The organism is Nostoc sp. PCC 7107 (assembly GCF_000316625.1).
GTDB lineage: Bacteria > Cyanobacteriota > Cyanobacteriia > Cyanobacteriales > Nostocaceae > Nostoc_B.
This window is the reverse complement of sequence record NC_019676.1, coordinates 2039818-2065819: the sequence shown is the minus strand read 5'-3', so window position 1 is coordinate 2065819 and position 26002 is coordinate 2039818. Positions and strand designations below refer to the sequence as shown.

The 26002-nt window shown below is 39.3% G+C and carries 23 protein-coding genes; 9 read left to right on the top strand and 14 right to left on the bottom strand.

The window, feature by feature from the left end; all coding sequences use genetic code 11:
• Positions 1 to 78 precede the first annotated feature (78 nt).
• The 13 genes from NOS7107_RS08910 to NOS7107_RS08855 all read right to left on the bottom strand — a co-directional run bounded on the left by NOS7107_RS08910 (position 79) and on the right by NOS7107_RS08855 (position 14828).
• The gene (locus tag NOS7107_RS08910; protein WP_015112648.1) at positions 79 to 3057 is read right to left on the bottom strand and encodes a hybrid sensor histidine kinase/response regulator; all 2979 of its coding nucleotides are present in this window, start codon (positions 3055 to 3057) and stop codon (positions 79 to 81) included.
• An 88-nt stretch (positions 3058 to 3145) separates the two neighbouring features.
• Positions 3146 to 5443: a methyl-accepting chemotaxis protein gene (locus NOS7107_RS08905; protein ID WP_015112647.1), complete on the bottom strand. Its 2298-nt coding sequence runs from the start codon at positions 5441 to 5443 to the stop codon at positions 3146 to 3148.
• Positions 5444 to 5504: 61 nt separating this feature from the next.
• Positions 5505 to 6002 (bottom strand): chemotaxis protein CheW, encoded by a 498-nt coding sequence (locus tag NOS7107_RS08900; protein WP_015112646.1) that lies wholly within the window; start codon positions 6000 to 6002, stop codon positions 5505 to 5507.
• Between the two features lie 4 nt (positions 6003 to 6006).
• Positions 6007 to 6384, bottom strand: a complete 378-nt coding sequence (locus tag NOS7107_RS08895) for a PleD family two-component system response regulator (RefSeq protein WP_015112645.1) — start codon at positions 6382 to 6384, stop codon at positions 6007 to 6009.
• Positions 6385 to 6415: 31 nt separating this feature from the next.
• A complete protein-coding gene (locus NOS7107_RS08890) occupies positions 6416 to 7459 on the bottom strand; it encodes a response regulator (protein WP_015112644.1) in 1044 nt (347 codons plus the stop codon).
• 2352 nt (positions 7460 to 9811) lie between these two features.
• Positions 9812 to 9958, bottom strand: coding sequence for a DUF6760 family protein (locus NOS7107_RS29840; RefSeq protein WP_367580466.1), 147 nt, complete (start codon positions 9956 to 9958; stop codon positions 9812 to 9814).
• A complete protein-coding gene (locus NOS7107_RS08885; RefSeq protein WP_015112642.1) occupies positions 9955 to 10326 on the bottom strand; it encodes a phage tail assembly protein in 372 nt (123 codons plus the stop codon). Before NOS7107_RS08885 ends, NOS7107_RS29840 begins: the two co-directional genes overlap by 4 nt.
• 21 nt (positions 10327 to 10347) lie before the next feature.
• Entirely contained in the window at positions 10348 to 10656 is a 309-nt protein-coding gene (locus NOS7107_RS08880) for a hypothetical protein (protein WP_015112641.1), read from the bottom strand.
• Between the two features lies 1 nt (position 10657).
• A complete protein-coding gene (locus NOS7107_RS08875; protein WP_044499856.1) occupies positions 10658 to 11149 on the bottom strand; it encodes a phage tail protein in 492 nt (163 codons plus the stop codon).
• A 129-nt stretch (positions 11150 to 11278) separates the two neighbouring features.
• Complete coding sequence (locus NOS7107_RS08870; protein ID WP_015112639.1) at positions 11279 to 11746, bottom strand: phage tail protein; 468 nt, start codon at positions 11744 to 11746, stop codon at positions 11279 to 11281.
• A gap of 56 nt (positions 11747 to 11802) precedes the next feature.
• On the bottom strand, positions 11803 to 12288 hold the full coding sequence (locus NOS7107_RS08865) for a phage tail protein (RefSeq protein ID WP_015112638.1): 486 nt from the start codon (positions 12286 to 12288) through the stop codon (positions 11803 to 11805).
• Positions 12289 to 12543: 255 nt separating this feature from the next.
• Positions 12544 to 14214: a phage tail sheath C-terminal domain-containing protein gene (locus tag NOS7107_RS08860; RefSeq protein ID WP_015112637.1), complete on the bottom strand. Its 1671-nt coding sequence runs from the start codon at positions 14212 to 14214 to the stop codon at positions 12544 to 12546.
• A gap of 71 nt (positions 14215 to 14285) precedes the next feature.
• Complete coding sequence (locus NOS7107_RS08855) at positions 14286 to 14828, bottom strand: Pvc16 family protein (RefSeq protein WP_015112636.1); 543 nt, start codon at positions 14826 to 14828, stop codon at positions 14286 to 14288.
• 452 nt (positions 14829 to 15280) lie between these two features.
• Here NOS7107_RS08855 and NOS7107_RS08850 point away from each other — a divergent pair, with 452 nt between their 5' ends.
• The 9 genes from NOS7107_RS08850 to NOS7107_RS29670 all read left to right on the top strand — a co-directional run bounded on the left by NOS7107_RS08850 (position 15281) and on the right by NOS7107_RS29670 (position 24622).
• Entirely contained in the window at positions 15281 to 16447 is a 1167-nt protein-coding gene (locus NOS7107_RS08850) for a sensor histidine kinase KdpD (RefSeq protein ID WP_015112635.1), read from the top strand.
• A gap of 124 nt (positions 16448 to 16571) precedes the next feature.
• Positions 16572 to 17255 (top strand): response regulator transcription factor, encoded by a 684-nt coding sequence (locus NOS7107_RS08845; protein WP_015112634.1) that lies wholly within the window; start codon positions 16572 to 16574, stop codon positions 17253 to 17255.
• Positions 17256 to 17512: 257 nt separating this feature from the next.
• Positions 17513 to 18778 carry a DUF4255 domain-containing protein gene (locus NOS7107_RS08840; protein ID WP_015112633.1) on the top strand — a complete coding sequence of 422 codons (1266 nt, stop codon included), beginning with the start codon at positions 17513 to 17515 and terminating at the stop codon, positions 18776 to 18778.
• 75 nt (positions 18779 to 18853) lie between these two features.
• A complete protein-coding gene (locus NOS7107_RS08835; RefSeq protein WP_015112632.1) occupies positions 18854 to 20821 on the top strand; it encodes an ATP-binding protein in 1968 nt (655 codons plus the stop codon).
• A 115-nt stretch (positions 20822 to 20936) separates the two neighbouring features.
• On the top strand, positions 20937 to 21275 hold the full coding sequence (locus NOS7107_RS08830) for a hypothetical protein (protein ID WP_015112631.1): 339 nt from the start codon (positions 20937 to 20939) through the stop codon (positions 21273 to 21275).
• Complete coding sequence (locus tag NOS7107_RS08825) at positions 21268 to 22431, top strand: DUF4157 domain-containing protein (protein ID WP_044499855.1); 1164 nt, start codon at positions 21268 to 21270, stop codon at positions 22429 to 22431. The genes NOS7107_RS08830 and NOS7107_RS08825 overlap by 8 nt, the downstream gene beginning before the upstream one ends.
• A 43-nt stretch (positions 22432 to 22474) precedes the next feature.
• Positions 22475 to 22642: a hypothetical protein gene (locus NOS7107_RS28505; protein ID WP_157373998.1), complete on the top strand. Its 168-nt coding sequence runs from the start codon at positions 22475 to 22477 to the stop codon at positions 22640 to 22642.
• 124 nt (positions 22643 to 22766) lie between these two features.
• Positions 22767 to 24488 carry a DUF4157 domain-containing protein gene (locus NOS7107_RS27330; RefSeq protein WP_015112629.1) on the top strand — a complete coding sequence of 574 codons (1722 nt, stop codon included), beginning with the start codon at positions 22767 to 22769 and terminating at the stop codon, positions 24486 to 24488.
• Entirely contained in the window at positions 24488 to 24622 is a 135-nt protein-coding gene (locus NOS7107_RS29670) for a hypothetical protein (RefSeq protein ID WP_015112628.1), read from the top strand. Before NOS7107_RS27330 ends, NOS7107_RS29670 begins: the two co-directional genes overlap by 1 nt.
• Here NOS7107_RS29670 and NOS7107_RS08815 read toward each other — a convergent pair.
• Entirely contained in the window at positions 24612 to 25931 is a 1320-nt protein-coding gene (locus NOS7107_RS08815; RefSeq protein ID WP_015112627.1) for a D-alanyl-D-alanine carboxypeptidase, read from the bottom strand. The genes NOS7107_RS29670 and NOS7107_RS08815 overlap by 11 nt on opposite strands.
• Between the last annotated feature and the right edge of the window lie 71 nt (positions 25932 to 26002).

Here is a 26002-nt window from a genome sequence, read left to right as displayed (position 1 = left end):
AGGTAAATCTTCAAGGCAAAAAAATATCATTCCCAGCTTGAGGCGAGGAATGAACGCAAGTATTTATTGAGTTGGTATTCAATTAGAAGCTGCTGTTTCGGCTACATTGTCAATGAGTTGCTCTAGAGTGTAGAGTAATTCTTGCTCGTTATATGGTTTAGAAAAATAGGCTCTAGCACCAAGCTGCATAGCGAGTTGTTTATGTTTATCGCTACTGCGAGAAGTCAGCATAGCGACTGGAATATTTTTCCAATCAATGTTGTTTTTGACTTTGCCTAAAAATCCATAGCCGTCAAGACGGGGCATTTCGATATCACAAATTACAGCAGCAATTTGCAAGCCTGTTTCTAATTTTTCTAAAGCATCTTGACCGTCTTTTGCTTGTTCTACTTGGTAGCCACCTTTTTCTAAAGTAAGTGCTAAAAAGCGGCGGACATTAATTGAGTCATCAATAATTAAAATCTTGCCTTTTGGTTTGGGAGGTAAGGCTGCGAGTTTTTCACTATCAACAAAGAGGAACGGTGTTTTTAATCTGACTGAGGGTAGTTGATTATTTTTGGGAGTGTTTTGGTTAGTGGCAATCCAATATAGTAATTCGTTAGCACTAACTAAGGCGACTACTCGACCATCACCGAGAATTGTACAGTTACTAAAACCTTCTGGTAAAGGGATATTACCTTCAATTTGGCGGATAGCAACTTCTTGTTCACCCCAACAACGGTCTACTTGGACAGCAACAGTTTGATTGTTACCTTTGACTATTAATACACTACTAGCGTTAATGGCTGCGGGAGTTTCCAGTTCTGGACTGTCGTAACGCGGACAATTGAAATCCAAATATTGTCCCAGGCGAATCAAGGGTATCATTGTACCTTGCCAATTGAGGACTTCGCTACCGCCCATTGAGATAATGCGATCGCTTTGAAGTAAAAATATTTCAGAAACCACATCTGTAGGAAATGCCAGTAATATTTTACTAGTTTCAACTAACAGCACTCTCGCCACAGACAAGGTAAAGGGTACTGATAAGGTGAAGGTGGTTCCTTTTCCTGGTTCGGTATCAACTGTGATATCACCACGTACAAGTTTGAGGTTGTTGCGAACTACATCCATCCCCACGCCACGACCAGATAAGGCGGTGACTTTTTCAGAAGTGCTAAACCCTGGTTCAAAAATTAATGAAAGTAGTTCATCATCACTCGCATTTTCTAATAAAGAACTATCTAGACCCATTGCTAAGGCGCGAGAACGAATTTTTTCTAAAGAAATACCTCGTCCATCATCTCGCATGGTAATAATTGTGCGATTGCTGCGGTGAGTGGCTTGAATTTCGATTAATCCTTGTTCTGGTTTACCTAAGCTGTGGCGAGTGGCTGATTCTTCAATACCATGATCAAAAGCATTCCTTAATAAGTGCATTAAAGGGTCATTTAATGCTTCTAAAATACTACGTTCAATTAAAGTGTTGCCACCTTCAATTTTTAATTGGACATTTTTACCATATTCTACATTTAAATCGCGGATGGCTCTAGGAAAACGCTCAACTAACTCAGAAATTGGACGCATCCGCACTTGATTAATCTTTGTTTGTAATTGCTTGGATGTTTTGTTTAATTTACGAGCAATTTGATCGGCATCGTCTACACTTAATTGAATATCTGTGGAAACTTCTTGTACCTGGACAATTGTTTCGATGACATCTTGCGATCGCAAATTAATTTCTTCTAGGGAGTGCTGAGTATTGGGAGAGGTTTCTGGTACTAAGTTAGTATCTGAATTGTCGAAGGATACCAGCTGATACTGACGTGCATTAGCTGATAGCACTCTGTTATATGCCATCCGTAGTTCTTGATTTTCCCGATCAAGAGTTTGTACTCTCTGGTTGAGATTCCGTGAGAGTTTACGCAATTTTTCGAGTTGTGAATGTAAACCGTTTCTTTGAACTATGAGTTCGCTAAATAAATCATTAATTTGTTCTAGTTGTTTACTGGGAACTCTGACTGAGTTTTCGGAATGTTCGCGGTCTTTGCCATTACTAATTACTTCAATTTTGTGTTCAGCAATAATGGTGTTGATTTCCGGCAGACTAATACTTTGATTAATCTCTACATCTAAGGGGAGGAAATTACTAACAGTTATTTCTTCGGCTTGCCTCATCAATGGTGTTTCTGCTAATTCTACTTCTTGGTGAACACCGTTATCTGTAGCAAGGAATTGGGCGATCGCATCTGCGGTTGAAAGTTGCTCAAATTGATGATAATTTGTAGAGGTGCTTGATGCTTCACTTAACTCAATTGCTCTAGGTAAACTATCGAATTGATTTGTTAAGACTAAAGCTTGCGATCGCCGCCATGTTTGCAATGCAATTTGGGCAATTTCCGGAATGCTTTCTGGTGCAGCAAATTCGATACAGCGTTTGATGGAATCACAGAGTTGAGTAAACGCCGTTAATTGCAGCATTTCTCCCAAACCGCCCAACTCAGCAGCCATAATTGCCACTTCTTCTTGCAAACAAGGTTGTTGACTGTCAGCCAACACAGATTCTAGCCGTTGTAAACAGCCTTCAACTTCGGTTTCAAATAATAAAGGAATAATATTTTGTCCATCTTCTGGTGACAACATAGTTGTTGCATCTTCAGGATTAGGATCACCTAAACGTTGATAAAGCTCATCAAAAACTGGAAAACAAAAACTTGTTAACCATTGTTCCTCAATGACACTTTCTGTTGAGAGTAATTCGACAATCTGACGCATCCAATCAATTGCCGACAGTAATAAACTTTGCAATTGTTGGTCAATTTCTAGAGAACTTTTTCTAGTTTTTAATACTTTAAAAGCATCCTCTAAGCGGTGTGCTAAATCACTTAGCACTCGAAATCCCATCATTGCCGCACCACCTTTAATTGAGTGGGCAGCACGGAGTGCGCCATTAATTTTTTCTAAATCTATGCGATGGCTAGTGTCTATTTCCAACAATACTGCTTCTAAAGTATTGAGGTAATCTGTCGCTTCTTCCAGAAACTGCATCTGGATTTCTAATTCTTTATCTTGTGACATTGGTTTTATTATTTAGTCATTAATTATTAGTCATTTATCATTGGTCATTCGTAAACAAAAGACAAAGAACAAATGACAAGTGACAAAATCAATTAACTTTAAAAGTCTCCACAGTCTCTTGCAACTTATGAGAAATCTCTACAGTTTGTTTGAGAGATTGGCAAACTACGCTGGAAGAATCTCTAGTGCGTTGAGATATAGCAGCGATTTCTTTCATTAATAAGCTGACAGTTTGCGATGTTTGCACTTGAGATGCGGTTGCAGAAGAAATAGACTGTACTAAAGAATCAATTTGCCGGGAAACATCGAAAATTTGGCCAAGATTTTGTTTGGCTTCTTCAACTACCCGCGCACCTTCGCCAACTTGGGTAGTACCAATTTCCATCGCTTGAACAACAGCGCTAGTTTCCCGTTGAATGTTCTCGACAATTTGTTCAATTTCTTGAGTAGCAGCTGCACTACGGACTGCTAACTCACCTACTTCTTCGGCTACCACAGCAAAACCTTGGCCTTCTTCACCAGCACGGGCGGCTTCTATACCTGCGTTGATGGCGAGTAAGTTGGTTTGCATAGCAATTTGATTAATTAAGGACACCACGCGAGAAATTTGTTGCGAAGATTCTCCTAAACGTTTAACTTTTTGGGCTGTTTCGCCAACGCTTTCCCGTAGAGAGAGAATGTTCTGCACGGTTAAATACATTGCTTCTTCACTCTTGGAAGCGTTTTGGGCGGCGTTGTTAGCTACAGTTGCGGCTTGTTCGGCACTATTGGCAACTGCCTGCATGGAATGTGTCATCTTATCAACAGCATCAAGGGCGCGGTTAATTTCCTCAGCTTGCACTAGTGCTTCGTCAGCAAGTTGGCTGATAGCGCTTTCGTTAGAACCAATAGCAGTGTTTACCTGCGTGGCTGCTTGTTTAACTTGGGTGACGATATCCCGCAAATTTTCGACAATAGAGTTGAAAAAGTCGGCAACAGTGCCTATTTCGCCGTCTGTCACATCAGCGCGTACAGTTAAATCACCTCTAGCTGCACCTTCGATGTCATTTAGTAGTTCTAATAGTTGCAGTTGTAAGGCTTCTTGTGTTGGGCGTTCGGCTGTGGAAGTTGATTCAGTAACAGTCTTGGTTTGGGCAATTTCGGCGGCTTGTTCTTTAACGAATACCTGTAATTGAGCAGCCATGTTGTCAATATTGGCACTCAATACACCTAGCTCGTCTTCTCTTTCTGATGCCAGGCGGGTGTTGAGTTCACCTTGTCCTAGTTTGGCGACGGCAGCGGTGGCATTGATAATCGGCAGTGTGGTACGCTTGGCTAACCAAGCTGCGATCGCGGCAACAACGAGTCCAATTAATCCTGTACCAATGGTAACTATCCACAACAATTGTCGTTGAGTACCATATAAAATTGCCGCATCAGTAGTCAATAAGACTTGCCAATTTAAATCTGATAACCCGGCAATTTTTGGCGCAGGTACGTAACTAATTAATTGTCTTCTATGATGGCTTTGGGGAACAGTTGTCAGGGTAGAGATATTGCTTGTCGCAAGAATTTTGGCTAAACCAGGATACTCGGCTTTTGCTTCTTTGCCTAATAATTCTGGGCGTGAACTTAAGAAAACTTTGCCAGCATTATCTAGCAAAGCGTATTGATAACCGTTAACAGCATAGTTTTTGATGGTGTCTTCTAAAGCTTTCGTCGGTAGGCTGGTTCTGACAACTGCCAAAGTTTTGCCTGTAACTGTATCTTTGATAGGTGCAGCTAGATAAATATCAGCAGATTTTTCTGGTTGACTAATTACCGCAGCATCTTTTTGCAGAGTTTCTTGAAAATAGTTATTATCTTTTTGGTTATCTAGGGCTTCACCAGAAGACTGCACAATCACATTACCGTCTGTGCCAAAGACAGCAATACTATTATAAGTTTGATAAGCTGCAAGAATTTTATCTAGTAATGCTTGTTTTTCTGGAGTATTAGTACTTCTTGTTAAGTTGTTGTTAACAAATACAGGCAAGTTAGCTAGTATTTGAATATCTCCATATCTTGCAGACATAAAGCGGTTAACTTTATCTGTTAAACCAACAGCTTCAGCCGTTTGAGATTGGGTAATTTGCTGAGTCAATGATTTACTCGCAAAAGTATAGGCGATCGCACCTATGACTAAAGCTGGTATAGTGCTGATGGCGATCGCAATAATTGTGGCTTTTGTTTCTAAACTCAGCCGTTTTAAATTTCCACCTAAGTTATGCTGCATCTCACCATCAGATTTAGCAGCATTAGCACTATTATTTAGTGGAATTTTACTCTCAGAAAGTTTGGTAGATGTAATCAAAGAAGCACGATTTTTACCATCACCACTCTTAGCCGTGTCAGTTTTATTAAACATCCTGAAATTCTCCTGCATAGGTACATCAAAAATATCTCAAGTTATCTGAATTCTAGACAACTTAATCACTGCGGAGAATAGAAGATTGCACAATTGCTTGAGCATCTAATACCAGCAATATCTCTTCTTGTTGCACAACGCATCCACGCAAATAAGGAACTAAACTAGATGCTACTTGTCCAATAGGAGAATGAATATCATCAAGCATAATTTTAGTTGTACCTTTAATTTCTTGGACAACTAAACCTAACAGCAGTGATTCTACCTTAATGACGATGACATTATATTGCTGTCTTCGCGTATCTATAGCTTCTAAATTGAGCATTCGTGGTAAATCAATAGCCCAAATTATCCGACTCCGCCAATTCATTAATCCTAAGATACATCCAGCCATATTCGGCATCGGAGTAATAGCTTCTACAGGTAAAATCACAGCTTCTTGAGTGTGATTCATTGCCAACATAGCAGCAGTTTGTTGATTTAGCTGAAACTTCAGATAACCATCTCTGAGATGATTTTGCTGAGGTTTTTCAGCAAGCATAGCGTTAAAATTATTCATTGATTTAAATCACCACTGATTTAATAGCTCTTAATAACTGTTCTCGTGTGTATGGCTTGGTAATATAGACATCAGCACCTTGTTTCATTGCCCATAATCTATCAATTTCTAGATTTTTTGAGCTACAAATAACTATTGGTAACTTTTGAGTTGCCGGATTTTTTTTTAGTGAACGACATAACTCAAAACCACTCATTCCCGGCATGACAACATCAGTCACAATCGCATCAGGATTTTGCAAAATAGCTTGTTCTAGAGCTTCTTTTGCACCACTAGTCTTGATGACGTTATAACCACTCTCTTTGAGATAATGACTCATAAGTTCTAATTCGCTGGGCGAATCTTCAACAATTAAAACTGTGCCAACCAAAGTCAGACTCACTCCTAATTCTCCTTTTATGGGAAAGACATTATTATTTAATATGCTTAAACACAATTTTCAGTAATTCTGATTGAGTAAAAGGCTTAGTCAAATAACCAGATGATCTGACCATTTTGGCTTTAGCTCTATCAATCAATCCTGTTCTACCAGTCACCATAATAATAGGTGTATGTTTAAATGCTGAGTGCCTTCGTAATAATGAACAAAGTTCATAACCATCTAGATTGGGCATTTCTACATCTAGCAAAATCAAGTCAGGCTTACTGCGGAGAATCTGCATTAATGCCTTAACTGGATCATTAATTGTCACTACTGAAAAAGTGGTTTCATCTAAAAATAGCTTGATAGAATTTAACACAGTTTGACTATCATCAATGCAAGCAACTGTATATAAGCTAGTTTTTTCTAATTGCTTGACATATTTCTGATTGTTATTTTCACTAGAGTTATTTTTAGTTAATGTCTTGCCATTAGACAGGGAATTAATTGCAGGTAAAACTGGAGAGCCTTTAGCAACATTAACTGGTGATTGGATATGATAACGATGTCGTAATTGTCTTTGACAATATTCCACTAGTAAACGCAAGTCTAACTGGCAGAATTTTGGTAGTTCATTCCATGAAGTGTCAGGATAAAATTCGTATGTTCCTTCTTTTAAAATTAAAAATGACTCCAGCACCTCTTTAGCTAATTCGTCTACTAAGGTAGCTGCTTGCATAGAACTGATATAACGCTGCTCTACCAACCAACAAATAGCTTGGTAGTCTGGATATGGTATGGACAGATTTTCACTAGCTGGTTCAAACATCAGTCGCATCTGAACACGAGTAGCGCTATTGAGTGTGGGAATATTCAGACTCAAACGCCGTAACTGATTATCCAGTCGCTCAAACACCTTATCAGATGAAGAAGCATAAGTAAGTTTACCTTCTTCTAGATGGATTGACCATGAAGTTGATCCAGTAAATACACGTAAACATCCCGTAGCACGTCGACTAGTTAGCTGTGCTAATAAAGATAGTGGATGTAGTTTTTGGATTAACCGATGACTACTCATAGGAATTAGATTTTGCATTTACTTCAGCTAAATTCAAGATGTGTCATATCAATTCGTACGTGTTTTAGTTACCATGCTCAAAAAAACTTAGTTTTTTGCGTAAAATATACTACAAATACTTAGGATAAATTTTGGAGCATTAGTAACTTGATGCTATTGATTTTTGATGTTTACACCTTTTTTATATGGGTAATTAAAAGTTAAATTAATTACCATCATTAAAATTGATCAGCATTAGGAGAAGTAACTTCACAAACAGTAAAAATTAAAACAATCTCCTTGTCTTTAATCAACTTTTAGATAAACGAATTTCAAAGAATACTGCTAAATTAGCAAAATTTAACTAGATTTTTCTCAGTAGTTACACTTAAAAAACCTCAGCTTTGCCTAAACCAGACATAATGTAACGTTTAGTTAAGTAAGATTACCGGAGATTCACATAAATTCATGAGTTGCCATTCCCTCTAGCCTCTGTTAGTGCAATTGTCCATATAGTTCCCACGGAAAGCACAAATATGAGTCCTCTTAATGAAACTTCAACAGTTTATTCTCTGGACTATTCGGCCAGGACGCACAATGATGTGGATGACTGTAAGTATTTCAAGAGTTTTTCGTCAATTCTGCCAGTATTACTTATATAAAATCTTTGGTTAGACTTTTTCAGTGCAATTCATATACACTCTGTTGAGGCTTGAGGCGATCGCTAGTGTCACCTGTGTATTTATCATTTTAAAGTACACCCAACACTATTTTGCAGAGTTTTTGAAATATACTTGCATTAGATTGACCAACAAATACGATAAGAATTAGTAATAATGGAATGCCCAAAAAGTTTACAAAAAAAGGCTTGGTTTATCCAAGCCTTTATATATACCAAGCATTTACTACACCAAGCTTAATTTATCCGAATTCATCCTTTAGCTCATCTCTCTCAAGGATGTATACAAATGATTTAATAACTGATATGACTGGAAACACAAGTAATATTTTCAATTCTGAAATAATTTATAAATACAAATATGTAGCAGTCCTAAATCATTGATCAATTTTTTATTCTTTTTACTATCCTTCCTTATCTACTTTGCAGCCTAATCTGTATTAGGTTAGATTGTGCTATGTATCGAAAATTATTAAGCTATAGCATTTCCTAATATGCTGAAGTACTAAATACATTACTAATAAAATTAGGCAACACCACCGAAGTTTGTTTGGAGGGAAACCCTCCTGGCAACTTCTCTCTGCGCCCCTCTGCATTCAAAAACATTAGTTATGTACCTCATTTGACCGGAAATCGCTATAAAATTTATCTACTTTTTTAGATACAAAAAAGGTTTAGCTATTAGCCAAACCTTAAAAATTGCTGTGCTTAACAACGTACTAAATTAATTTATTACTTTCTACTCAGATACTTCATCTATCTTTAGGTTATAGCCAAATACTATACAATTGATGTAAACACCAGAAAAGTAAGAATAGAGAGAGTTGAGCACAGCTTAAAAAACAGTATTAGGAGCAAGTTAGATTATTAGTTTTAGATATCAAAGCTATGTACAAAGGAGCTAATTATAGTTTACTGATTAAGATTTTCACATAATTTTATTGTATAAAAAATATGAAAAAGGCTTGGACAATAGCCAAGCCTATAAATACCAGGTGTTTACCATATCTAGATAATTTATCTCCTCACTAAATGTAGATCATCTTCCTTACAGTTGTGTACAAAAAATATAAAGCATGATATGTATTTCTCTTCAGTAAATGTACAAATTAGATTTTCAATCGGGATATTATTAATTCACCCTACCTCTAGTGGGATATTACACTCAACTATTGTATAAAAATATTTTGCATAACAAATAATATGTCCAACAAGTAGGATGTGTTAGCGACAGCGTAATACCTCTACCACAAAACCTTTGGTGTTTTGCGGCTTACGCCTAACGCCACTACACACACTAGAATTTTTCAGAAATCAAATCTGATTCTTATATTTAATTGTTTATATTAATGAGAAAAACCCTGGTTTTACTTCCAGGGTAGATACACGTTTTTCAGGCATTATGAGACCGAATATTAACTTTGAAAATAATTTATTTCGCCTATCTAGCGAGAGATAGAAAAACTTTAGATGACAATCTAGTGTATTAGATTTAGCTATCGATGATAAAATATATCTTGCGATCGCGAGTTTACTAGAGCCGTTAGTTTTTTACAAAACCATAAATTATAAAAAAGGTTTAGCACTCAGCTAAACCTCTGTAGAAAGCAGTTATTTGACACACCAGAATAAATTTAGGCTGAGTTCAATATTGGGGCATCTTCCTATAGTGTGTACCTAAAGATTTGCTAATGTGATAAGGCATTTATCAATTATTCTGGCTGCACAATTTTGCTAATTTCTTCAACCCAATGCTGACGGTCAGAATGCTCTAAACTTAAAATTTCTGCTAAACTCCAATGGAAATTAAACGCAATACAGGCTACCTCCTCATGGAGTAAATCTGAGGGGTAGCCTATGATTCCCCCGATAAAGCTAACTCTACGTGAAAATTAGTCTGACATTGGGGACATTGTACTGGAATTTCAGCATCACCTTGCTGATTAATTCGATTATAAAACTCTCGCAAATATGCCAAATCCCGTGAAAAAAGATTTTCTAGTAAATCAGGAGTTATTATTGTTAAATCACCCAAACAAATGATTACTTGTGATAGCATTGCGATCGCAGCATAAGCTGTATTTTCCTGAGCAGCCCGATTTTTCTGCACAATTATTTCATCTTTAGCTGTCGCTAGACGCATCACACCTTGGCGATGCAAATTTCCGTCTACATCTAATAAACCTCTAGGTAGGGTAAAGTTAAATTCTGTTTGTATATTAATCATTTGTTATTTTCCTCTATACTCCTACTCTCCACTCCCTAGTTCTTCTAATTCATTAATTTGGCGATAAAAATTTTGTAAATAGCTTAAATCACAAGCAAAAAAATTTTCCACAACCGCAGGTGTTACCTCATCTAATGCACCTAAATGAGTAATCACGCGAGATAAAATTATCACCGTCGCATAAGCTGGATTTGATTTTACGCGGGGGTCACGTAAAGGAACAATTTCATCTATCGCTCTGGATAAACGCATAACTCCTTTACGGTGTAAATTACCGTCTGCATCTAGATACCCTTTCGGTAAAGTAAATTCAAAATCAGTTTGCAACATTCTATGCTACTTTTACTCGTTTTAATTCTTCTACAACTACTTCTATTTCTTCAATTTCGTGTTCGCTACCAGCTGCATTCACATCATTAATTTTATAACTAGCAGGCCAAGCATTTTTAAATGCTAATCTAAATTTTTCTTCAGCAGCTTGATTATAAATTACTAAAGAACCATCACGTTTTTCGTCACCCCATTTACTTTCTTGCACAGCAGCTAACCAATTCCACATGGTCATAGAAATAGTTAAACCACGACGTAAAACTATATTGGAATAAGATATATTTCCCGGAATTTTTGTGCGGATAACTCTTCCACTAGTATTGCCTTTCTTACCCCAGGTTTGCGGCGTAACTTCGGCAACTTCTATTACTTGCTGATTAACCTTAAAACCTTGACATTCCATAAAATAGCCATCTACTGGTTCTTGACTACCAGTTAGCTTTAGTTCGAGATAAAAACGGCTATTCGTCAGAATTTCAGGAAAATCTGTCATGATATTTACTACATAAAAATTCAGATAAGAGAAAAGTATGAAGTCTAAAAAATAAAAGATAAAATTACCCTTCGGGAAGCCACCCAAAGGGTGTCTACATACTTCATACTTCATACTTCATACTTCTACTTACTTCTTCCGTTCAAAATAAGTAAAGCCAATGGTGACTGTTTCTGTTAGCAAATCACCACTCCCTGCTGTGAAATCTCCTGTTCCATAGCTAGTAGGAAAAATATCTGTAAATTCGTACTGAACTTTTTCGTTACCATCTCCATCATAGATAGCAAGTTTTGCTAATTTACGGCTTGAACGACCTTCAGCTTTACCACCAGAAAGAGCTTCTGCATGACATTTATTGTACCAATCCAGCAGTTGTTTAGAATCTGCCGTTGCTACACATTCAACAGTAATTTCTGAGCATTCTACGCTACCGATAGTAGCATTGGTTTGAGTTTTACCATCTTTGGTGACACCAATCGGTGCATCTCCACCAGCTACGACCATTTTCATTTGCATACCGCTGATTTTCTGTATCAGAATATCAGTCAGCCCATCGGCTTCAAAGTAAAATTTGGCGTTAGAAACAAACTCTGCCATAAACAAACCTCCAAATAACTGCGGAATGATTAATTAACTAGAAAAAATAGGCAAATCTATTTTTTACGATTTATATTTTCACAAGTTAGGGTGTAAGTTTCTTCAACATAGCCGTTACCAGAAACATCAAAATCTCCAATTTTATATTGAGAAGGCCAAGCTTCTTTTAAGTCCCAACGCATAACCTCATTGCCATCAGTATCGTAGGCAACTATAGAGCCAGTTTTTTTACCTTCTGCCCATTTGCCTTCACCTTTTTCAGTTTTCGGCATACATTTTTTGAACCAATCATACATTTTTTTGCTGGTGCTATCACTATCACCACTCATTAAAGTTGTGACTTCAATATTGAATAGTCCTTCAAACCCAGCAGAGTTAATTTGTCTGACAGTATTTCCACCTTTAGTAGACATTAAAGGTTTATCTTGACCTTGAACTTTGGCTTCAAATTTAACACCACCGATTTTGCTAAAAGCCATATCAGTCATGCTATCAATTTCAAAGTAAAAATTACTGGCGGCTATTGGTTTTAATTCAGGCATATTTTTAGCTCCTTAATTTTGGTAAATTTATATACTTACAAGGTATAGCTAGTACAACAAGGCAAAAGTAAAAAGGCAAAAGGCAAAAGAAAGAATAGTTATCCCACAAGCATTTTAGCAATTCCTTATGGTATGTTTATTTCCGCCGTGCGGTATTAGTACCCTGTAAGTATGTTGAATTTAATTTAAATTTATGGATATTAGTTATTTCGGAAACTTTAAATCCAAAATCTAAAATCCAAAATCCAAAATTGTTTATTGGTTAGGCGACCATTGACTAAAGCGGAAGATGACAAATTCCGCCGGACGTACAGGACAAACACCAACTTCGATATACAACCGACCCAACATCATGGTTTCGTGGGTGTTGATACTCGCGTCACATTTGACGTAAAAAGCCTCCGCAGCCGAAGCACCAAACAAAGCACCTTCGCGCCACAGTCTTTCTAAGAAATTGCTGACGGTGCGGGTAACACGCGCCCATAAATCTTGGTCGTTGGGTTCAAATACTACCCACTGAGTACCGAGTTCTACGGACTTCTCGATATAACTCATCAAGCGACGGACGCTGATATAACGCCACTGTAAGTTATCTGGTTCTACCAAAGTGCGAGCGCCCCAAATGCGGATACCACGGTTGGGGAAGGTACGAATACAGTTGATACCCAAGGGGTTGAGTAGTTCTTGCTCACGCAGGTTGGTTTCGTAGGCTAAACCAATTACACCTCTGGGTGTATCGTTAGCAGGTGCTTTATAAACCCCTCTGGTTTCATCAGTCCGACACCAAACACCCAACATGTGACCAGCGGGAGGAATCAAAATCGGTCTACCACCGTTACGGGGGTTGGGGACTTTAATCCAAGGATAGTAGAGGGCGGCAAATTGCGATCGCCGATTAAATGCACTCAACCACTGAGCAATATGCTGGGGCTTCACCTGGGTAGGAGGTACAGGCGCACCACCACCTTTACACGGCGGTGGGTCTAATACTACCATCCGGTTAGGAGCAGTATTTTCACACATACTGACCATTGCTTCCATGATGCCGTGAACCTGATCCAAATCCAAGATGCCGTTTTGATAAGCCCGCATCAAGTCAGGGAAAGCAATCATGGTAACTTCGTCAATTTCAAAGATACCTTGCATCCCGGTGCGATCGTCCCGGACACCTTGCACATCTCTGGGGAAACGGTCAGGAGTCGAAACTAATGGCGGTGGACTAACTTCGTAAGTACCATTTGCAGGACGACGCGACAGCGGTTGTCCTGGTGTTTCTAAGTCAGCAACAGTCACAAACTGCGACTCTTGCAAAGCTGTCACCGCATAAGCACCTAGCGGCGCTTCAACTTGAGGGTTCATGGAAAGATTGTCGTATTCTTCCAGAATTTCCCCATTGCGGCTAATAATAACTTTGAAAAATTCACCAGTATTTGCAGGTGGTTCAGCTTCTGGACTTTCTGGTGGACGCGGTTGACTTTCGGTGACAGAAACATTAATTCTGCCTTCTGCACCGCTATTATCGTCATCTTCAGCAGGCTTCAAAGCAAAGCTTAAAGATGGGCGGTTGCCAGTAGTACGCAGTTTTAAAGCTGTTTCTTCTGCTGGTGGTGGCTGAGAACCAGGAAGTTTTGTGCCGATACTAGCTACCCAACAACGTCCACCACCGTTGAGAAACCAACCATTCACCGCAAAGGGTAAATAGGCATCAAAATCGGTGAAGCCGTCCGAACCTTGTTTAGCATAATATTCTAGATACTCGTTCCACGATGTCACTAGCATCGGTTTAAATAATTCCGCATCACCACGGACATCTTCTGTAAACCCGATAAAACCAGCGATATTTGTACTCACCCCTTCTATTGGGCGACTACCTCGGTCTACTTCTTCAACGTAGACACCAGGTGCAAAATAATCTAATCTTGGCATAAAACTTGATTTTCCTATTTTTAAAGTGCTGAGGTATAAAGTATGAAATTTCAGACTTCAGCCTTCACACTTCAGACTTTTTGTGTTGGTTTTGAACAATCTACTGAACTTGATTCAGTGACAGAGTAACTTTCTAGGTTCAGGGGAATTGTTAATGTCACATACAAAGCTGGACGTAATGGTACTCCTAGGGCATTCCACAAAGCCGCAGCGTCCAAAGGATGAATAGCAGAAACGGTCATTGCTAATTCGCCATGACCGCGTAGTGCTGGAGCTAGTACTTCCTCTCGTAATGAGTGATGATGCAAAAGTAGTATTAAAGCCTCAGACAAGAGACGCTGTTCACCCAAACTGGTAAAATCCCAAGCACTCACCAAAAATGAGACATCAAACCACCTCGGTGTGAATAAGACTAACTTCCTTTTGTCTACTGGTTGCTGACAATTGGACTGTTGTTTTTCAACACTTTCTTGAATGTTGTAACAGTATAAATTCAGCCTGGGGTTGATATTCTGTTCCACACCAGGGTGGCTGAAATCAATTTGCTCTGTACTGAGCAGGGAAATCCCGCCAGCTAAAATTTTTGCTAAAGTCTGGGTAGCAGCTGGGATCATAAGACACAACAGCAGGGTGACGGAAATGCTCCCTTAATCAGTCTGGCGGGTGTATTTTTACCGCCAGCATGAATCTATGGAGGTTGAAGCGTCCTTACCAGAGTTCCTGATGCAGGCAGCAGAAAGTGACTACTTTGCTACCTAACTTACGGAAGGCAGAGGGCTGACAGCACAAAATAAACCTTTGAATCAGGCTTTTTTGTTAGTCGATTTGCCACTATTGGGCTAACTCTTTCTAGCTTAGGGATCTAGCTGGCTGGCGGTTATTAGACTTTGGTCGATATTGTAAAATTATTGTTTTAAAATCCCCAAATTCCCAAGGGGTGGAGTAAGCTAAATTCGTCCGTATTTATACAGTAAGAATCATAATTTCTCCAAGCAAAAAATATCTGAAATTGAGTAGCATCCATAATGCTTCTTAGCTATTAGAGTGTTTCGGAGTGTAAAACAGGATGAGGGTGGCTACACAAAAATTAACCTCTCAATTTCCGCTACCTTTGTTGGTAAATAATTCGGAGAGTAAGCTGCCAGAGTCAGATTTTAACCAAATTTGTCAGCTAATTATTCAACAATTAACTGCCTTATTACCGATTGTGGCTATCTGGATTGTTTATCACGATTTGGCAAAGGGAAACCGTCATTTAGTGGCTGAATACTTATCAGAACAAAGTTGGCAAACAAACAACTTTGTTTCTGTAAATTCCAACTTAGATTTTGCATCTTTGCGAGCAGAAACTTGGTGGCGAGAAGATTTTCCCGTTCTCAAAATTACGGAATTAGCAGCATCGGATTTTTATCATAGCTATGTTTGTCGAATTAGCAAACAGAGTGTGAAAATAGCCGAGTATTTATTAATCTGTACTAGCAAATCACTGTCAGATGAACAGCAAAATTTACTGCTGAGTAATGCTCAAATATTGAGCAATTATTTGGCTATGTATAGAGAGCGATCGCGCCAACAACAAGAAATTGCGGCTTTATCTCAAGCTCTCGGACAAGCAGAACATCAATTGCGAAATCCTTTAGCATTGATTAATCTCTATGCAGAAAATCTCCGCTTGGCATTACCTCAAGGTGATTTACAAGAACAAGCCAGCTTAATTCGGCAAACTGTCGATGAACTCAGCGCTAAATTAACGGATTTACTTTACCGTGGTCAACAGGCAAATTTAAACTTTAAACAACACAATTTGCAAACAATTATTGGTGAATGTATTAAAACTTTACAACATTTGTTAAAAGAAAAAGAATTAAAGATTAACTATCCTGAGAAACCTGTGTATGTGACAGTCGATAACTGGCAGATGAAACAGGTATTTGATAATTTATTATCCAATGCAATTCATTTTAGTCATCGTGGCGGGACAATAACTTGCAATTGGTACGCCTACAGTAATGAAGTGCTAATTGAGATTGGCGATCGCGGTTCGGGAATTGCGCCAGAGGAATTGAAGCAAATATTTAAGCCTTATTATTCTCGCCGTTTAGGTGGTACAGGTTTAGGATTAGCGATCGCCCAAAAAATTATCCTGGCACATCAAGGTAACTTATGGGCAGAAAATCTCCCAGAAGGTGGCGCACAATTTTCCTTTACATTACCCTATAAAAGGCAAAAGTAAAAAGGCAAAAGTAAAAAGAAATAAGACTTATACTGCAAGCTTTTCATAGTTTCAGATAGTCTGTTGATTCAAACTGCCAAAGTTCAGACTCCTGAATTCTCTTGTATACACCAGGTAAACTACCATGAATACTAAAAAAGAGGTCATCTCTGTTCTACTGGTCGATGATGAACCACATTTTCGTAAAGGTATACGCACCTTATTAAATTTTTATACTAATAGTAGTGGTCTAGGTTTAAATGTTGTTGGTGAAGCAGCATCTGTTGAACAAGCGGTGAAATTAACTGCTGAACAACATCCCGCTTTAATATTACTAGATTTAGAATTACCCCCAGAAGATGGCATTATGGCGCTGCAACGTTTAGGGGAATTATCTTATAACGGTAAAGTATTAATTCTATCGGCTCATCAGCAAGATGAATGGATATTTCGTGCTATGCAAGCAGGTGCTTGTGGTTATGTATTTAAAGACCAATTAGCAACTCAATTGTGTGAAGCGATTACGACTGTGATTAATCATCAAGTTTATTTACCGCCGGATGTAGCAACGGCATTTTTTAGATTATTTCACTACTACACAGGACACTCATTAAACTCTAATCATAGTTCTATTCATCTGACTGAAAGAGAACAAGAAGTATTAAATTGGTTAGTTCAAGGTGCCTCTAACGAACAAATTGCTGGCAATTTATATATTACAGTCGCCACAGTTAAAGCCCACTTAACAGCTATTTTTGACAAATTAAGTGTCACCAGTCGTACTCAAGCAATTGTCAAAGCTTTAAAACTTGGTTTAGTTTCTCCATAATTTAGTGCTGAGTTGAAAGTGCTGAGTATTTGATTAAGTAATAAAAGGGAGTTTATCAGAAAAATGTTGAGAGACAAGTTGTGTAATATTATTCAATTAAAATCACTTCTTTTAACTCGGAAACACTTTAATAATTCTGCCGAACTCTTTTTATCACATAACATTATAACAATTCACTCAGCAACGCCAGTTGCTTCAAGTCGGCAGAGCCGCCCAACACACTGGCTCCTCAGCACTCAGCACTCAGCACTATAAAAATGAGTAACTATTTAGCCATCGCTACAATCACCGCAACTTTGCAAAGAACATTGCAAGTCAACGTTCAAGTAGACGTGGATGGTGCGCGGGTGACAACTGTGAGACCCGATCGCCTGAATAATGCTACACCAGAAGCAGGAGTAAACATTTATCTTTACGATGTTTTGCTTAATAGTGCTTGGCGCAGTGCTGATTTAAGACAACGCCATTCCGAAGATAAATATATTAAGCGATCGCAAACAGGTTTAGATTTGTACTACTTGATCACCTGTTACGGTAACGATGTGGAATTGGAACCGCAGCGCCTCATGGGTAGCATTGTCAGCACACTCAATAGCAAATCGATTATCACCCAAGAGATGATTCGGGAAACAGTAGCCGATTCAACTTTTACATTTTTAGCCGATTCTAATTTAGCCGAACAAGTGGAAGCGATTACAATTTCTCCCGTTGATATGAATATCGAAGAAATTTCCAAAATATGGACGGTATTTTTTCAAACACCATACTCATTGTCATTAGGTTATAAAGCCAGTGTCATCTTAATTGATAGCGGTGACATCCCGAAAAAACCCTTACCTGTCCGCAATATTCAGCGTCATATTACACCATATCAACCGGCGATCGCTCACATTAAGGTAGCTGAAGAACTAGCCAAACTCTGGAAAACCCAAAGCACAGCAACCCCATTAATTCTCGCCAGCAGTACTTTATTAATTCAAGGTAACAACTTAAACGCAGAGATTACTCAAATCCGTCTTGGTAAGGTTACTATAATTCCTCAAACTGTTACCGAAAAGCAAATTACTTTGGATCTTTCTCGCATACCTACAGAATCATTACGGGCTGGTGTCCAGAGTTTACAGGTAATTCATCCCCAACAGCGTGTGAACTCTAATGTTGTACCGATATTACTGCGCCCAACAATTCAAGAAGTTACTGTATCTAATTTACATGGCAGAGGTAACGACCTGCGATCGGCGGATGTCAACGTTATAGTTAACTTCACAATTGAGAAAACACAACAAGTCACTTTAGTTTTAACAGAACTTTCCCTCACCCAATTTACCGGATATTCCTACGAACAAACTAAGCATCGCCGCAACAATAGCAATTCTATTACCTTTGCGATTACTGATTGTTTACCTGGAAACTATTTAGTCCGCCTAGTTGTTGATGGTGCAGAAAGTTTACTTTCAGTTGATACAGATCCTCATAGTCCCACTTATGAAAGTTATATCGGGCCTGTAATAGCGATCGCTTAATTTCTGAAGTATCCTCTGAAAAAACCTGTATTTTCATGTGTTAAAAAATACAACTTTCAACTAATCAAACTTTCTATGGAAAATAAATTATTAACTCAGAACTATGAATGGCAATCAGCCAACTATGATTACTTAATCAATGCACTAAATATAGTTCGCCAGGCTTTACTAGCTGAAGAACCTAAAGAAAACCGCAATCCTCATTTTCCCAACCTTTCCCCGCCAGCCCTTCACACTCTCTGTCAAATTTTTGGTTTATCAGAATTTGAGAGTCACATTTTGTTACTCTGCGTTGGTATGGAATTAGATGCTAACTGGGGTATTTTATGTGCCAATGCTCAAGGTAGTTTAGGAAAACCCTACCCAACCTTTATGTTAGCCAAAGCCAGCTTACCGCAACCTCACTGCAATGCTTTGATACCAACTGCACCGTTGCGAAAGTGGCAGTTAATCCAAATTAGTGAAGGTTCTGTCCTGAATCTGAGTCATTTGCGAGTTGATGAACGGATTTTGCATTATTTGCTGGGCTTGAATCACGTAGATGAAAGATTACAAAGTATTGTGCAACCTGTGGTAATCCCTGATAGCGAAATTGTCCCATCTCATCAGCAGTTAGTCGAACAATTAGCCACAACTTGGATCGAAACACAAACAGCATTACCAATTATCCAGTTATGTGGAGATGAAATCGCCAGCAAAAAAGCGATCGCATCCACAGCTTGCAAGTTGCTAAATCTCAATTTACATCAAATGTCGGCTGGGGCAATTACTAATTTGCGTCAGAACGAAATGAACGACTTGCTACGCCTGTGGGAAAGAGAATCAATGCTCAACAATAGCGTCTTGCTATTAGATTGTGATGAAGTAGATTATACAGAGCCAGCCAAAGAAAATGCGATCGCGCGTTTGATAACGAGTATTACTAGTCCCTTAATTATTACTAGCTTGGAAAGAAAGCGATCGCTCCAACGTTCCCTAATTGCGATCGACGTTCATAAACCCAACATCACAGAACAACAGATCATCTGGCAAAATACTTTAGGCGAAGCAGCCACTAGTCTCAATGGCCATGTAGATAAACTAGTTTCCCACTTCAGCCTCAACGCCTCTACTATTCAAACAGTTTGTGCAGAAGCCAAAGGCAAGTTAAAAGTCAAAAGTCAAAAGGCCAAAGAAGTAGAAGAACTCAGCACTCTTTTATGGGATACTTGCCGTTTTCAAGCGCGATCTCGTCTGGATGAATTAGCCCAACCAATGGAAACTAGTGCAACTTGGGATGATTTAGTATTACCAGAAGCACAACGCCAAGTATTACGTGATATTACTGCCCATGTGCGCCAACGGACGAAAGTTTATGAAAAATGGGGATTTGGCAACAAAGGTGGGCGTGGTTTAGGTATTAGTGCCTTATTTGCAGGTGCTAGTGGTACTGGTAAGACAATGGCCGCAGAAGTAATTGCCCATGAATTGCGTCTAGATTTATACCGCATAGATTTAAGCCAAGTGGTGAGTAAATACATTGGTGAAACCGAGAAAAACTTGCGGCGGGTATTTGATGCAGCCGAAGCCGGCGGGGCAATTTTATTATTTGATGAAGCCGATGCTTTATTTGGTAAACGTAGCGAAGTAAAAGACAGCCACGATCGCCATGCCAATATTGAAGTAGGCTACTTACTCCAACGGATGGAATCTTACCGGGGTTTAGCAATTCTCACCACCAACTTAAAAGCTTCCTTAGATCAAGCATTTCTGCGTCGGATTAGGTTTGTCGTCCAGTTTCCCTTCCCCGATATCACCCAGCGCACCGAGATTTGGCAACGTGTCTTTCCACGTCAAACACCTACTCAAGATTTAGATGCGAGTAAATTAGCCAAGTTAAATGTATCGGGCGGTAATATTCGCAACATCGCTCTCAACGCCGCCTTTTTAGCAGCCGATAGCGGAGACGCGGTAGAGATGAAACATCTTTTACAAGCAGCTAAAAGTGAGTACACCAAATTAGAACGACAATTGACAGATGCTGAAGTGAAAGGCTGGGTTTGACACCGTGAATAGTAGTGGCGATCGCTAAACTAATATCCTCAAGTTAATGCCAAAATTGATACTAGCTAAGTCTGGACAACAAACCACTATTTTAAAAGATTGGAGTGTTGAGTAAATGTATACAAGACAGTACAAAACAAAAAAGACTTCTACAAATTCTGCTGAAATCTTAACCTCCAATCAATTCGCACCACGCCGTTTTGTCGCCCAGCCGCAAGCCGAAGAAATAACCAACAACCAAACGCCTGATTTACAGACTCAATCAGATAAGAAAAAGCAATCTGGCAACAACTTGCGAAATATATCCGTATTTCCTAGCAATGTCACTCAACCCCAGCCACCACGCATTCAAATGAAGCTCACCATCGGCCAGGCTGGTGACAAATACGAACAAGAAGCGGACAGATTAGCAGCAGATGTAGTGCAGCGAATTAATGCACCTGAGAGTGAATAAAGTTCAGCGTCAGGAATCAACAGGCGATGAAGACGAACTGCAAATGAAATCAATCTCAGGTAATATTCAACGCCAAGAAATGCCTGAAGATGAAGACAAACTGCAAATGAAACCCATAGTGCAACGTTTGTCTAGTGCAGGGGGAATGACTGCAACACCTGATTTAGAAGAGTCGATACAACAAGCCAGAAGTAGCGGACAGCCACTAACAGAAAGCATCCGACAACCAATGGAACAGGCATTTGGCGCTGATTTTAGTGGTGTGCGGATTCATTCTGATTCCCAGTCTGACCAATTGAATCAATCCCTTCAAGCGAGAGCCTTTACAACAGGGCGAGATGTTTTCTTTCGCCAGGGTGAATACGACCCAGGGAGCCAGGGTGGACAAGAGTTACTAGCCCATGAATTAACCCATGTAGTGCAGCAGAACGGTATAGGTGTATTGGGTCAAGAATCGTTTTCTTCCTTTTCGGCTCAGAGAATGGTAGTTCAAACGATGAAGATCAAACTTTTTGATCAAGATACAATTGATACACTATTAAAGACCAATTGGCAAACAAGTAAAGATGAATTAGAAACGGTAAAAACCCAGCATTTAGAGCCATATTGCGAAACTTTAGAAATGATGAAGCGGATGATCAAAGCTTTCAAAAAGCTTGAGGAATTTCAGGAAGCTAAAACATTTTATTCAGCACAGGAAATGGATGCCATTTTAGTTAAGAGTGGTGCTAAAGAATTGCAAAATGATCTGGACAAAAAGCGGCAAAATAAAATTGACAAGGAAAATCAGGAGAGATGGGACAAGCTAAAACAAAAGACACCAGGCATTGATACTTTAAAAACTTTGAGTTTAGATGGTCAAGTAAACCGAGTTATCCAAACACAGACAAGGAAAAAACTAGACAAGAATAACTTCTTAGATTCGTATCGAATCGAATTTACGGGATTTAAAAATCCTAATAAAAGTATTTATTTTGACGCATGGTATGCTCATTTTCACTTTGAAAGTGATAAGAATGACTCACAATTGATCTGCGGACATTTGAAAACGGAAGCAGAACAAGGAAAGGGTGGAGGTGCAGTATTTCGCTCAGTGCAGACATTCAAAAAGGAACAGATGCTAGAGGGATGGTGTCGAAAAACTGCAAGCTCATAACCAATCATCGGTGTAGGATGCGAGAATAAAAGCGATCGCTTTTTTGGGAAACAATAGTATCAATAGTAGTGATCGCGCAATTATAGTTTTTCATCCTAATCAACAACCAGAATTATTACAAGGTAGCGATCGCTTATTAAATTTACCAGAAATTGACATAACTCTGTCAGTAGAGCAGGTTTTTAGTTGGCTGAAGATGCAATCTATGTAAACAATAGTATTGATTGTGGCGATCGCCATTAATCTTCAGTAAGATAGTGCCAAAATTTTACAATACCTCTGTCGCAAAACTACGGCAGGTTTTTTGCTGGCACAAAAATATCTTGAGGAGAAAAATGTATAAGCGACAACACAGAACAGGGAAAACTCCTGCAAATCACTCTGATGTACCAGCAAATCAATTTGCACCCCGTCGCTTTGTCATCCAGCCGCAAACTGAAGAATCAGAACAATCACCAGCAGATTTACAAGCTAAATCAACCAGCACTGAAACATCTGGGAACAACTTCGCCAATATCCCACTTTTTCCCCCTGGCTATCAACCGCCACCAGCACCAAGAATCCAGATGAAACTTAGTATTGGTGAACCAGGGGATAAATATGAGCAAGAAGCTGACAGACTAGCCGCGGATGTGGTGGAACGAATAAATTCACCAGAAACTCCACCAGTACAGCCACAGTTACAACCAGAAGAAGAACTGAGAAAAAAATCTCTCATACAACGGCTATCAAATGCAGACGAAACTAGTGCAACACCAGATTTAGAAGCTTCTATTCAAAGATCAAAAGGCGGCGGACAGTCACTAGCAGAGACTATCAAACAGCCAATGGAACAAGCTTTCGGTGCTGATTTTAGTGGTGTCAAAATTCATACAGATGCTCAGTCTGACCAAATGAATCAATCAATTCAGGCGAAAGCGTTTACAACAGGTCGAGATATTTTCTTTCGCCAAGGAACTTATGATCCTGGAAGTAGAGGCGGACAGGAATTAATTGCCCATGAATTGACTCATGTAGTGCAGCAAACTGGTTCAGGAAAAGTCCAAAAATCAGCAGATGCAGAAATATTATCTGTTAGCAGAGCCGAAAAACAAATTCAAAGAATTACGGATGATGAGGAAGGTGAGGTTGCAAAGCAATATAAAAGAATGTGGCGTTTCGTCCAACAAGCTATTGAGAGGACGGTAATAATTCAAGGATATAAAGACTATGAGGACTATAAAGAGCAAGTAACGCTAGAGCAGTTTAAAGCAGACTGTGAAATAGCAGCCAAGGCGGAAAATAAGTTGAGTAACAATGATAAAAACGTAATGGCTAATGATATCATTGTGCCTCAAAGCTATTATCATGTCACAAAAAGCTTCAATGAAATCAATGGGTTGGTGACAACAGGAGCCGCAACTTGCACTGGATTGGCTATGTCTGCTAGTAACGCGGATGGTGAAACGATATATGCTCTGACACACATAGATGCAAATAATGATATTAAGGGTGTGATCGATGGCATGATAAACGATATGACGACTCAGATTGGTAATATCGTTGGGAACATAAATGCTTACATAGCTTCTGCCGGAGTTGGGTCGAAAGGTCAGTTAAAAGATACTCCCAAAGATGTTGTTAAACATCTTGAAAGTAAACCAGTGACTATTAATTTTGCCAGCGGACTACAGCAGATCAGAATTGGCGGTAATTCTGAGACAGGTGATCTTGTCAGAGTTAGTGAAAGTGTTGACATAATTCATAGGAAAGAGGGAAATAAAAATGTAGATGGACTCATCCAACAAGTTACTGCTTTGCCAAAGATGAAGGGTGGCCATGATTGGGAAAAGCTAGAAGAAAACCAAGATTACACAAGTGGTAAACATGATCCGATGGAAGAATCAATCAAGCAAGTTCTTGAGAGAGCTTTACAATTGCAAGAAGAGACAAAAAATGATGAAAGTCAACAAGAAAAATTCCAAACTCTGAAAAAGGTAGTAAAGAACGAAAAAGATTGGTATGGTAAATATGTTTTTGGCAGAAAACTGTTGATATGGGCTGGTAATGAGAATTAATGACTCTGCAAGCTTCATTTGCGATCGCACCCATACTCCAAAAAATTAACTTAGATTTATCCGTAGAGCAAATTTTTGATCGGCTGAAGATAACAAAAAATATGCTCTACGTTATTCTAGAACCTAACCTCTAAACAAAATTTCGTTGCGACTCGTCGCGCCTAGTTCGGGTAAAGAGTTCGCTGGTGAGTGGGGAGTAATCGCTGTGGGAACTGCGGGAACAACTTCTAATTGTTTGACCAGATTTTGCAACAACTTATCTTGTTCTAGACGGTAATTAGATACAAAGGGGCCACGGTTGAGAATAGCAAACCAAACCAAACCGCGATCGCGTGTCGGCACAACACCAGCTAAAGCACTCACATCACGAAGAGTGCCAGTTTTCATCACAGTCCCGACTGGCATGTGTCTGCTGTGTAGTGTTCCTCGATGATCAAACCCAGACATGGGAAACAAATCTGCTAAATTCAGGTCATGAGCAGAGGCTTGCTGTTGAATTGCCATTAACATTGCACAAACAGCCCTAGGGGAAATCCTGTTTTCTTGTCCGAGTCCCGAACCATTGATTAATTGAATTTCTGACTCAGGAACTCTCGCCATATAGGCAGCCGTTGATTGTACTACACTTGCTCCCCCAACAGATTCTGCCAGCATTTCGGCCATTTCGTTATTGCTATAAACGTTCATTTCTTTTAGCAATTGGCGCAAGGGTAAAGATTTGTGCCGCACTAGCAAAGTTTGTTGCGGTGGTTGAGGGACAGCTTTAACAGCACCTGTAATCACAACTTCTGGTTTGGGTGTGCCTTTGGGCATGATGGAGTAAATGTAATTCGCTGGACGAGTCCAAACTTTATGATTTAGGGCTTGCTTGACCATTTGACCAGCCAGTAGGGGATGGCGCTGGAAATTCATGGCAAAATTGCCTGTAATGAGTAAATTTCCCTTGATTTGCTTAATACCCATTTTATTGAGTGTATTACCAAGGGCGATCGCTTCTTCCCACACAAACATCGGGTCGCCACCACCAGCAATGACCAAATCACCTTGCAATACACCATTAACTACAGGCCCAGTAGTCCCAATCAAAGTTTCAAATTGGTGGTCTGGCCCCCAAGTTTTCAAAGATACCAAAGAAGTAGCAATTTTAGTTAAAGAAGCTGCTGGTAAAGGTGTTGTACCTTCGTGATTAGCCATGAGTATTGGCCCCGACTGTAACCAAATTCCTTGGCTTTCGGCTAAATTTTGGGCGACTAACTTAGATTTAATTAATCCTTGTAGGTATTGTTGGACTGTATTCACCCCAGTGGGATTGGGATCAGAAGCCAGAACCAAGCCAGGATTTACTTGCCCAGCCAATGCTTCTAAAGCATCAGAAGGCTTGATTTCGACTCCGGCCATTTCCAGCCACAGAGAAACCAAACCTGAACTCAATAATTCCAGCATTTCTTACTCCCCATTTTCTACGATGTGATTTGTGATTTACTGTGCTAATATACAGGCTTTTTTATGCTCAT

Excerpts from the sequence above, each read along its gene's own strand:
- NOS7107_RS08910 (WP_015112648.1), bottom strand. The coding sequence starts at position 3,057 with ATGTCACAAGATAAAGAATTAGAAATCCAGATGCAGTTTCTGGAAGAA.
- NOS7107_RS08905 (WP_015112647.1), bottom strand. The coding sequence starts at position 5,443 with ATGTTTAATAAAACTGACACGGCTAAGAGTGGTGATGGTAAAAATCGT.
- NOS7107_RS08900 (WP_015112646.1), bottom strand. The coding sequence starts at position 6,002 with ATGAATAATTTTAACGCTATGCTTGCTGAAAAACCTCAGCAAAATCAT.
- NOS7107_RS08890 (WP_015112644.1), bottom strand. The coding sequence starts at position 7,459 with ATGCAAAATCTAATTCCTATGAGTAGTCATCGGTTAATCCAAAAACTA.
- NOS7107_RS08885 (WP_015112642.1), bottom strand. The coding sequence starts at position 10,326 with ATGATTAATATACAAACAGAATTTAACTTTACCCTACCTAGAGGTTTA.
- NOS7107_RS08880 (WP_015112641.1), bottom strand. The coding sequence starts at position 10,656 with ATGTTGCAAACTGATTTTGAATTTACTTTACCGAAAGGGTATCTAGAT.
- NOS7107_RS08875 (WP_044499856.1), bottom strand. The coding sequence starts at position 11,149 with ATGACAGATTTTCCTGAAATTCTGACGAATAGCCGTTTTTATCTCGAA.
- NOS7107_RS08870 (WP_015112639.1), bottom strand. The coding sequence starts at position 11,746 with ATGGCAGAGTTTGTTTCTAACGCCAAATTTTACTTTGAAGCCGATGGG.
- NOS7107_RS08865 (WP_015112638.1), bottom strand. The coding sequence starts at position 12,288 with ATGCCTGAATTAAAACCAATAGCCGCCAGTAATTTTTACTTTGAAATT.
- NOS7107_RS08860 (WP_015112637.1), bottom strand. The coding sequence starts at position 14,214 with ATGCCAAGATTAGATTATTTTGCACCTGGTGTCTACGTTGAAGAAGTA.
- NOS7107_RS08855 (WP_015112636.1), bottom strand. The coding sequence starts at position 14,828 with ATGATCCCAGCTGCTACCCAGACTTTAGCAAAAATTTTAGCTGGCGGG.
- NOS7107_RS08850 (WP_015112635.1), top strand. The coding sequence starts at position 15,281 with ATGAGGGTGGCTACACAAAAATTAACCTCTCAATTTCCGCTACCTTTG.
- NOS7107_RS08845 (WP_015112634.1), top strand. The coding sequence starts at position 16,572 with ATGAATACTAAAAAAGAGGTCATCTCTGTTCTACTGGTCGATGATGAA.
- NOS7107_RS08840 (WP_015112633.1), top strand. The coding sequence starts at position 17,513 with ATGAGTAACTATTTAGCCATCGCTACAATCACCGCAACTTTGCAAAGA.
- NOS7107_RS08835 (WP_015112632.1), top strand. The coding sequence starts at position 18,854 with ATGGAAAATAAATTATTAACTCAGAACTATGAATGGCAATCAGCCAAC.
- NOS7107_RS08830 (WP_015112631.1), top strand. The coding sequence starts at position 20,937 with ATGTATACAAGACAGTACAAAACAAAAAAGACTTCTACAAATTCTGCT.
- NOS7107_RS27330 (WP_015112629.1), top strand. The coding sequence starts at position 22,767 with ATGTATAAGCGACAACACAGAACAGGGAAAACTCCTGCAAATCACTCT.
- NOS7107_RS29670 (WP_015112628.1), top strand. The coding sequence starts at position 24,488 with ATGACTCTGCAAGCTTCATTTGCGATCGCACCCATACTCCAAAAAATT.
- NOS7107_RS08815 (WP_015112627.1), bottom strand. The coding sequence starts at position 25,931 with ATGCTGGAATTATTGAGTTCAGGTTTGGTTTCTCTGTGGCTGGAAATG.